Origin of the sequence: Lactobacillus sp. UMNPBX16, from assembly GCF_002553775.1 — a bacterium.
GTDB lineage: Bacteria > Bacillota > Bacilli > Lactobacillales > Lactobacillaceae > Lactobacillus > Lactobacillus crispatus.
Map to the genome: position 1 here is coordinate 1 of NZ_PCYU01000055.1, position 333 is coordinate 333.

Below are 333 nucleotides of genomic sequence, written 5' to 3' on the forward strand. Positions count from 1 at the left end.
GTATTCATTATGTTAGTTTCAAAGAATTTAGTTAAAGTTGTTTCAATCGCAGTTGCTTCAATGAGTTTAATGGGTGTTGGTGCTTCAGTTAGTCAAGCAGCTAGTTTTCCTGCTCCAAAGTTAGGTGTTGCCGAAACTATGCCAACTTATCCTGCAATTAAAAAGGGTGACAAGATCTTTGTTACTGTAAAGGACACTAAGAACCAAAAAGTTAATGTTTTGGACGCACAAGGTCACAAGACTAGCCAAAAGGTTTCAATGGGTTCAACTTACACCGTTAAGGATGTTAAGAAAGCTGCTGGCAAGAAGATCGTCAAGATCAACAAGAGTCAA

At 38.1% G+C, this 333-nt stretch carries 1 protein-coding gene; it reads left to right on the top strand.

Annotation, left to right across the window (positions count from 1 at the left end):
- Positions 1-9: 9 nt before the first annotated feature.
- The coding region (locus tag CP367_RS09720; RefSeq protein WP_098043561.1) for a hypothetical protein at positions 10-333 on the top strand (324 nt) is incomplete at its 3' end.